This window comes from Aeromonas sp. HMWF017 (genome assembly GCF_003061465.1).
GTDB lineage: Bacteria > Pseudomonadota > Gammaproteobacteria > Enterobacterales > Aeromonadaceae > Aeromonas > Aeromonas veronii.
The window spans coordinates 63,315-71,424 of record NZ_QAJD01000135.1 but is presented as its reverse complement, the minus strand read 5'-3'; the positions used below and the strand labels follow the sequence as shown (position 1 = coordinate 71,424).

8 protein-coding genes and 1 pseudogene are annotated in these 8,110 nt (G+C 56.4%); 7 read left to right on the top strand and 2 right to left on the bottom strand.

Annotation, left to right across the window (positions count from 1 at the left end; genetic code table 11):
* The first annotated feature begins 134 nt into the window (after positions 1–134).
* Together DBR30_RS13475 and DBR30_RS13470 are read left to right on the top strand one after the other, a co-directional pair.
* Positions 135–926, top strand: coding sequence for a winged helix-turn-helix domain-containing protein (locus DBR30_RS13475; RefSeq protein WP_108541028.1), 792 nt, complete (start codon positions 135–137; stop codon positions 924–926).
* 10 nt (positions 927–936) lie between these two features.
* Positions 937–1,455: a hypothetical protein gene (locus DBR30_RS13470; protein ID WP_005353702.1), complete on the top strand. Its 519-nt coding sequence runs from the start codon at positions 937–939 to the stop codon at positions 1,453–1,455.
* On the opposite strand, the gene DBR30_RS13465 is transcribed toward DBR30_RS13470, so the two are convergent.
* The gene (locus DBR30_RS13465; protein WP_106842909.1) at positions 1,445–1,864 is read right to left on the bottom strand and encodes a GNAT family N-acetyltransferase; all 420 of its coding nucleotides are present in this window, start codon (positions 1,862–1,864) and stop codon (positions 1,445–1,447) included. The genes DBR30_RS13470 and DBR30_RS13465 overlap by 11 nt on opposite strands.
* A gap of 160 nt (positions 1,865–2,024) precedes the next feature.
* Between DBR30_RS13465 and DBR30_RS13460 the strand changes: the two genes are divergently transcribed.
* Positions 2,025–2,525 (top strand): SRPBCC family protein, encoded by a 501-nt coding sequence (locus DBR30_RS13460; RefSeq protein WP_005334766.1) that lies wholly within the window; start codon positions 2,025–2,027, stop codon positions 2,523–2,525.
* A gap of 205 nt (positions 2,526–2,730) precedes the next feature.
* Here the strand turns inward: DBR30_RS13460 and glk are convergent.
* Positions 2,731–3,702: pseudogene (glk, locus tag DBR30_RS13455) on the bottom strand (glucokinase); the annotation flags it as partial.
* A gap of 347 nt (positions 3,703–4,049) precedes the next feature.
* Between glk and DBR30_RS13450 the strand changes: the two are divergent.
* The 4 genes from DBR30_RS13450 to DBR30_RS13435 all read left to right on the top strand — a co-directional run bounded on the left by DBR30_RS13450 (position 4,050) and on the right by DBR30_RS13435 (position 8,036).
* On the top strand, positions 4,050–4,904 hold the full coding sequence (locus DBR30_RS13450; RefSeq protein WP_005334759.1) for a MurR/RpiR family transcriptional regulator: 855 nt from the start codon (positions 4,050–4,052) through the stop codon (positions 4,902–4,904).
* A gap of 163 nt (positions 4,905–5,067) precedes the next feature.
* Positions 5,068–6,507, top strand: coding sequence for a pyruvate kinase (gene pyk, locus DBR30_RS13445; protein WP_108588382.1), 1,440 nt, complete (start codon positions 5,068–5,070; stop codon positions 6,505–6,507).
* A gap of 213 nt (positions 6,508–6,720) precedes the next feature.
* Positions 6,721–7,497, top strand: a complete 777-nt coding sequence (gene befA / locus DBR30_RS13440; RefSeq protein WP_108541030.1) for a beta cell expansion factor BefA — start codon at positions 6,721–6,723, stop codon at positions 7,495–7,497.
* 149 nt (positions 7,498–7,646) lie between these two features.
* Complete coding sequence (locus DBR30_RS13435) at positions 7,647–8,036, top strand: hypothetical protein (RefSeq protein WP_069555619.1); 390 nt, start codon at positions 7,647–7,649, stop codon at positions 8,034–8,036.
* Positions 8,037–8,110: the final 74 nt, after the last annotated feature.

The window sequence follows — 8,110 nt, the reverse complement described above, 5'->3', positions numbered from 1 at the left end:
CTGCATCTATTGTGCCGCTGATCCCGACCCTTTAGAATTTCGTTTAATTACAGCAAGTCCTGAGCCGCCATCTGGCTTTATCAGGTGTGGAATCCCATCTTCTTCATGATGAATGCAAATAACAGGTGGTTGGTATGACCGGGGTTGCGCCAGGCAATAACTTATCAGCCTATCACTTCGGTGATTATGTCTTTGATGTCAAAAGGCGAGAGCTGATCTTCTGTGCCGACAAGGACAACTTGCAAAGCGCCCGGGTGGTGCGCTTGTCATCCGCAGAGAGCCTCATTTTCAGCTATCTGCTCGATCACCATGACGAGGTGTGCGACAAGGATCTGTTGCTCGAAATCGGCTGGTTGGGTCGCCCCATCAGCCCCAACTCCCTGAACGTGGCTATCGCCAATATTCGCCGCCACTTCGCCTCATCCCCCCAGACGCTGGATATCAGAAGCACCCCGAAAAAAGGGTACTCCCTGCATCTGAACTGCAAGATGAAGAGCTATTACGGCAAGGCACTGCCAACAGAGAGTGAGCCCTTGCCCGAGCCGATGAGCGAGCCCACGCCTGCAGCGGCTGCGCAGCCACCGTCGACATCACCAAGCTCCGACCACGAGGTCATCAAAGAGCCTGCGGCTCCCCGTTCTTTTGGTGAGCGCGCCAAACTTGCCTTTCTCAGCGGTATCGGGCGGCCAATGCTGGCAAGGGGCCTGATGTACGTCAATCTGCTACTGGCTGTGCTGGTGGTGTTTGTCGCCAGCTATCTCCATTTCGAGTGGCTCCATGTGCACTGCACCGATTCGCCGACCGGCGTTGTTTGCCAGATGGAGGCACGGAGCGACGTGCCTCCAGTCAAACCGGCATCGCTGGTGCTGGTCTCCGGCCACCAGGTTCGCGTGCTCTCCTATAAAGAGCTCGAAAAAACGCTGTAAGGGATCTCTGATGAAACGAACGCTGAAAAATACCTTGCTGCTGTTGCCACTGCTTGTCGTGCTGCTGTTTGTGGTCGGGATGTTTATCAACAGTCTGGGCTGTCATTACGACCTGAAAATGTCAGCCAATGGAGTCAACTATCACGGGGTGTGCCGCTGGGGCAAAATCACCGTGATCGAAGAGGAGGAGGCGACCAGGGAGAAGTGGCGGGTGACCGGTTTTCAACTTACCTTCTTCAACCAGCTTGTTTACCTCATCGACAGTCGTACCCAACTGCACGAATCGGGTAACGATGACTCCTATCTCAATGAGTACAACCTGATCCAGTCGCAATATGCGCTGGTCAACTATGCCTGGGTGCCGCTGACTGAAAACAAGGTGGCGATCTTCCAGCGCGATCCGGTGCACGAGGTCGTGATTGCCCAGCGAGATGGCTGGTTCGATCTCTACCGCTGGTTCTTCCCCCCGGCACCGCTGGTGCCTGTTCAGCCACAAAGCGCAGGTGCCGGGCGTCCCGCTAGTTTCTAAGCAACTTGCACCAGGGGCCGGTGACCTCGCAGTGGCCTGTCTCATCACTGTTTTGCCAGCCCAGCCGATGGTAGAAGGCTACTGCCGCCGTGTTGCGGGTCGCGACCTTGAGCGAGCCGTGCGGCGAATCAGCGAGGCCCCGCTCCAGCAGGGCGCGTCCTATCCCCTGACCGTGCCAGTCGCTTGACACATAGAGGTGATGGACGAAGTGATCGGGCTGCCAGATGGCGATAAAGCCGCAGATATTGCCCCCCTGTTCGGCTACCCACACCTGTTCACCTTTGGTCTGCGCTTCGAAATCCTCGAGTTGGAAACGGGCGGGATCGACCCAGTGAAAGGTGTGGCGGCGGCTCTTTAAAAACAGCCGGGCCAGTTGGGGAATGTCATGTTCTTCCATGAGCCGGATCATGATGACCTCCCGGATCAAGCCAATGTTCATTGAGGCAGCTGCACAGCGGCAGGTTAATCGATGCAAATGACAAGGGGGTGATTAAGCACTGTCCATTGTATTTGCCATGGGGCTATACTGCCGGAGTCCCTTGTATGGATGGCTTGAGGATCGCTGATTTATGGACAATAAACTGATTGAAGGCAACATTTTTGTTCCGGCGCACATAGACGATGTCTGGCACGCCTGGACTACCGAAAGCGGTCTGCGCAGTTTTCTGGCTCCCGAATGTTTGATGGTGGCCGAACCGAATGGTCCTTTCGAGATCTACTTCAGGCCTGATGCCCCGCTGGGTGAACGTGGCAGCGAAGGGTGCCGGGTCATGGCCGTCATGCCCTATGACCTGCTCAGTTTCAGCTGGAATTTCCCGCCCAGCCTACCCCATATCCGCCAGCAAAAGACCCAGGTTTGCCTGCGATTTGTGCCGGAAGGGCAGGGCACTCGCCTCTACTTCCTGCAGAGCGGTTGGGCCAATGATCCGGATTGGGATCAGGGTTATGCCTATTTTCGGGAAGAGTGGCTGGAGACCAGCCTGCCACGGTTGCAGTACCGTTTTACCCACGGTCCCATCGACTGGAACAATCCGCCAGACAAGGCGCAGTTGAAGGCGCTGGCCCAGTAATCCCGGATGTCAGACATAAAAAAAACCGGCCAAAAGGCCGGTTGAAACAGTTCAGGCTTGTCAGGTGACAAACGTATCCAGCGGATGAGAGTCGCTTTCCACTCCTTGTGAAGCACAACACTCTTGGTTACGTGCGGCTACTTTATGCCATTCACACTGAATCGAGGCTGAACCATGGATCATCCCGCCTCGTTCCCCTCTTCAATCAGATAGTGATCCCCATCGACTGGCGCAAGTAAGCGCCCGCACCGAGCAGCCCCGGCCCTTCATGGGTGATCAGAAACACCGGGATCTCCTTGAGGTAGGACTTGAAGCGCCCCTTGTCTTCAAAGGCGACCCGGAAACCGGAACCGGTAAAGAACTCCTGGAAGCGCGGCACTATGCCACCTGCGATATAGACGCCGCCAAAGGTACCCATATTGAGGGCCAGATTGCCGGCAAAGCGGCCCATCAGCACGCAGAACAGGCTCAGGGTGCGACGGCAATCGAGGCATTCCCCGGCCAGTGCGCGCTCGGTAATGTCTTTGGGGGCAAACGGTTCGGGCTCACGGCCATCGGATTTCACCAGCCCGCGATAGAGATTGACCAGACCCGGGCCGGAGAGGAAACGCTCTGCCGAGACATGGCCCAATTCGCCTCGCATTACTTGCAGTACCGCATCTTCCTCTTCGCTGTTGGCAGCAAAATCCACATGACCACCTTCACCCGGCAGGCTCAGCCACTGGTCGCCCGCCTTGACCAGATGGGCGACCCCAAGGCCGGTGCCCGCACCATAGATGGCGATGGGCTTGCCCGCTACCGGCGCGGCGCCGCCAAGCTGGATGCGATCCGATTCAGCCAATACCGGCACCGCCATCGAGACCGCAGTAAAGTCGTTGATCACTTGCAGGCGCGCCAGCCCGAGATTGCTCTGCATCTCGCTGATGGAGAACTCCCAGCTGTGGTTGGTCATGGCAACCCAGTCACCGTTGATGGGGCAGGCGATGGCGATGCAGGCTTCAGCCACCTGTACCTTGTGTTCCTCCAGATAGAGGCGTACCACGGCTTCAAGGCTGGGATGGGCCAGACCTGAGTAGGTCTTTGCCTGAGAGATAGTACCGGTGGCCAGCTCACACAGGGCCAGACGCGCATTGGTGCCGCCGACATCGCCGACCAGCGCATGGGTATGCTGCATAACAACTCCTTCGTTACAGGATGGGGACGACTCTGGTGTCCCGAGATTATTGTTGGATTATGACGGCCCATTCTATCCGAGCTCAGGCTTGCTCACCCGCCGGATCGATACAAACGTGCGCCTGCTCACAGTGTTGTTGCTTTGCAACATTTGTAAGCGCTTTCATGGCTAGGTGACGTTTTGTAACGAAAAGTACGAAATAATTAGAGATGAGTCATACTTTGTATGGCAGGCGTTAGTTGCGATAACCGCTTGTCTTGTATAGTCCTTAGCTTGAATGGAAACTTGCTTAGCCGTAGATTGAGTGCAAAGACACTGAAGCTAAATTACAAAAACGCCTGGTGGTGATGATGAATACCCTTGATAAAATTACGAACAACTTGGAAAGTTTCAGTAAATCAGAACGCAAGGTTGCCGAGGTGATCCTGGCGTCTCCCCAGACCGCCATCCACTCCAGCATCGCTGCTCTGGCCAAGATGGCCGACGTCAGTGAACCGACCGTCAACCGCTTTTGCCGCCGTCTCGATACCAAGGGCTTTCCTGATTTCAAACTCCATCTGGCCCAGAGCCTGGCCAATGGCACCCCTTACGTAAATCGTCATGTGGAAGCGGAAGATGGGCCCGATACCTACACCGCCAAGATTTTCGAATCCACCATGGCCTGTCTGGATGCCGCCAAAAACAGCCTGGATATCTCTGCCATCAACCGCTGCGTCGATATCCTGACCCAGTCCAAGAAGATCAGCTTCTTCGGCCTTGGCGCCTCCTCCGCCGTTGCCCGCGATGCCCAGAACAAATTCTTTCGCTTCAACATTCCGGTAGTGAGCTTTGACGATATCGTCATGATGCGCATGAGCTGCATCAACAGCAGCGAAGGGGATGTGGTGGTACTTATTTCCCACACCGGCCGCACCAAGGCGCTGGTCGAAATCGCCGCGCTGGCCCGCGAGAACGACGCCACCGTGATCGGCATGACCGCCAAGGACTCCCCGCTGGCCCGCGAGTGCAATCTGGTGCTCTCCATGGATGTGCCGGAAGATACCGATGTCTATATGCCGATGGCATCCCGCATCGCCCAGCTGGCGCTGGTGGATGTGCTGGCGACCGGTTTTACCCTGCGCCGGGGGATGAAATTTCGCGAAAATCTGAAGAAAGTGAAAGAGGGATTGCGCGAATCCCGCTTCGAAACCCCGCACTCTTCCTGAACCGTCGGGGGCTCCGGCCCCCGACTGTCTATGCCACCCGCCTTGGTGTAGTATTGTAATTTAATAACAAAAACCACCCAGATGGTTTGCAAACGGGTGCATCGAGCCATGGGCTTGATGGGGCAGAATCTCAAGTCATATCAACTTCATATTGGAGTCTTTCATGCCTAGACGTACAAAGATTGTAACCACACTCGGTCCGGCTACCGACCGCGAAGGGATCCTCGAAGGGATCATCCGCGCCGGGGCCGACATGGTGCGGATGAACTTCTCTCACGGCACTGCTGAAGACCATATCCTGCGCGCCAATCAGGTGCGTGACATTGCTGCCAAGCTCGGTCGTCACGTTGCCATCATGGGTGATCTGCAAGGCCCGAAAATCCGAGTTTCCACTTTCAAGGATGGCAAAATCTATCTGGCCATCGGTGACAAGTTCATTCTCGACGCGGCACTCGGCAAGGGTGAAGGTTGCCAGGAGCAGGTTGGCATCGATTACAAGAGCCTGCCAGACGATGTGGTACAGGGCGACATCCTGCTGCTGGACGATGGCCGTGTACAGCTGAAGGTCGAGCAGGTTGAAGGCACCCGCATTCACACCACGGTGACCGTGGCCGGGCCGCTCTCCAACAACAAGGGCATCAACAAGAAAGGGGGGGGTCTCTCCGCTCCGGCCCTGACCGAGAAGGACAAGGAAGACATCAAGACTGCTGCCCGCATGAATGTGGACTATCTGGCTGTCTCCTTCCCGCGCTGTGGCGATGATCTGCGCTACGCCCGCGAGCTGGCCCGCGAAGCCGGTTCCAATGCCAAGATCGTGGCCAAGGTTGAGCGCGCCGAAACCGTCGCCACTGATGAGGCGATGGAAGACATCATCCTCGGTTCCGATGCCGTGATGGTTGCCCGTGGCGATCTGGGTGTCGAGATCGGTGACCCCGAGCTGGTTGGCGTACAGAAGAAGTTGATCCGCCACTCCCGTCGTTTGAACCGCGTGGTGATCACCGCGACCCAGATGATGGAGTCGATGATCAATGCGCCGCTGCCGACTCGTGCAGAGGTCATGGACGTGGCCAACGCAGTGCTGGATGGTACCGATGCGGTGATGCTCTCTGCCGAGACTGCCGCCGGTCAGTTCCCCATCGAGACCGTGACCTCCATGGCGAGCGTCTGTGTCGGTGCCGAGAAGCACCCGAGCCTGAACGTCTCCAACCACCGCATGAGCTACACCTTCACTTCTGTTGAAGAAGCTGTAGCCATGTCCACCATGTATGCGGCCAACCACCTGGAAGGGGTGAAGGCGATCGTGGCGTTGACCGAGTCCGGCACCACTCCGCTGCTGATGTCCCGTATCAGCTCAGGTCTGCCGATCTTCGCCATGTCCCCCCACAACAAGACCCTGGCCTGGACCAACCTCTACCGTGGTGTTACCCCAGTGATGTTTGACGGTGACGAGACCAAACCGGTCTACGAAGTGTGCCGCGACGCGCTGGCCGTGCTCAAGGAGAAGGAGCTGCTGCAAAGCGGCGACATGGTGCTGCTGACTCACGGTGACAAGATGGAAACCGTGGGCAGTACTAACACCTGCAAGGTGATGATGGTCGAATAAGCCCGTCCGGTTTTACTGTGCTTAACAAGGCTGCTCCTCTTTGATGAGCAGCCTTTTTGTTAACTGCTGTCGGGCTGTGGCGGTATAAACAGGACTCAATGATTGCTTAACCGGATTCCCCTTCCGATAATGCGGGAGTGATTTTCAGCGGGTAGCCTGTTGTAGGTGATCGCACCAGGTAACCCAGACACTCGACAATACGGGAGTGAAAAAATGAACAAGCGTAACTGGTTGCTGGCCCTGTCACTGAGTCTGGCCTTCTCACCCTGTTATGCCGACTGGGCCAAGCTCAAGGCCGCAGCGTCGGATCTGGGAGCGGCAGTGAGCGAGACCAGCAAGGAGGTGTGGCAGGACGTCAGCGATTTCTCCAAGAAGAGCTGGGCTTCCATCTCGGCCTGGGGAGAGGATGCCTTCAATACCGCTGGGGTCTGGACTGACAAGAGCATCGCGACCGGCAAGGAGTGGCTGAAGGCGGCCGATAAAAAGCTCGACGAGATGCTCAACCCCAAAACGGCTAAAGAGGCCCGGCTGGCCCTCAACACCATGGCAGATACCGCACTGGTGCGGCTGTTCAACGAGCAACCCTCGGCCAAGTTGCTGTTTGACAAGGCTTATGGCTATGCGGTGTTCGATTCGCGCAAGTTCTCTCTGATGCTGCATACCAATCAGGGGGCCGGGGTGGCGGTCAATCGCAAAACCGGCAAGCACACCTATATGAAGATGTTTGGTGCGGGGCTGGCGGCCGGGATTGGCGGCAAGTTCTATCAGCAGGTGATCCTGTTTGAAGACAAGGCCAGATTCGATGCCTTTGTAACCCAAGGGTGGGAAGCCACCTCCGAAGTGGGCGTGGTGGCCGGCAAGGAGAGCGCCGAGCTGACCGCCAAATACAACGGCGGCATGGCCATCTACCAGATTGGTGAGAAGGGCTTGCTGCTTGATGCCAATATCTCCGGTTCCAAGTACTGGATTGACAAGGATCTGACCCAGTAATTGATCATGCTTTGAGCGATCGTCAGTTTTTCTTTATTCACAGTGAGTTGTTGTCTGTTTAAACGCAGCAACTTGCAGTAAAAAGAGGGCCCGTAGCCCTCTTTTTCGTGGGCGCAAACAAGCTTTAGCAACAGGACAAGGAGAGTGGCATGGTACAAGCAACAGAACCGGGTGGGATGGAGATGAGCCCTGGTCGAGAGTGGGACAAACAGAGTATCTATCTGCGTCAGCAGGATGGTATTCCCATGGTCTTTTGGGTCAAGGGGGAGCAGGTCTTTCCCCTCGACCCCAGCCCGTCAGGGGCTGAATACCAGGGGCATTTTGGCTGGGGGCAGGCCGATGAGGCGACGATGGCTCTGGCGGAGGCCATCGTCGCCAAACTGGTGGCAGAGGGATTGATCTCACCCGATCTGGCTGCGAGCCGAGCGGGTTACCTTTACAACGAAGTGTTGGTCAAATTACCCGCCGGAGAACATTACGATCTGCATCTTAGCTATCTGAGGTTGTTATTTGGTGAGGGGAGCGTACCGCGGCCTTGAGTGATGCAAGCTCCTCATCCATCCCCCCAGCCCTTGGATTGAAAGCATTTTACCTGATTGGCACTTTTATTGCT

Excerpts from the sequence above, each read along its gene's own strand:
- DBR30_RS13475 (WP_108541028.1), top strand. The coding sequence starts at position 135 with ATGACCGGGGTTGCGCCAGGCAATAACTTATCAGCCTATCACTTCGGT.
- DBR30_RS13460 (WP_005334766.1), top strand. The coding sequence starts at position 2,025 with ATGGACAATAAACTGATTGAAGGCAACATTTTTGTTCCGGCGCACATA.
- DBR30_RS13435 (WP_069555619.1), top strand. The coding sequence starts at position 7,647 with ATGGTACAAGCAACAGAACCGGGTGGGATGGAGATGAGCCCTGGTCGA.
- befA (WP_108541030.1), top strand. The coding sequence starts at position 6,721 with ATGAACAAGCGTAACTGGTTGCTGGCCCTGTCACTGAGTCTGGCCTTC.
- pyk (WP_108588382.1), top strand. The coding sequence starts at position 5,068 with ATGCCTAGACGTACAAAGATTGTAACCACACTCGGTCCGGCTACCGAC.
- DBR30_RS13450 (WP_005334759.1), top strand. The coding sequence starts at position 4,050 with ATGAATACCCTTGATAAAATTACGAACAACTTGGAAAGTTTCAGTAAA.
- DBR30_RS13465 (WP_106842909.1), bottom strand. The coding sequence starts at position 1,864 with ATGATCCGGCTCATGGAAGAACATGACATTCCCCAACTGGCCCGGCTG.
- DBR30_RS13470 (WP_005353702.1), top strand. The coding sequence starts at position 937 with ATGAAACGAACGCTGAAAAATACCTTGCTGCTGTTGCCACTGCTTGTC.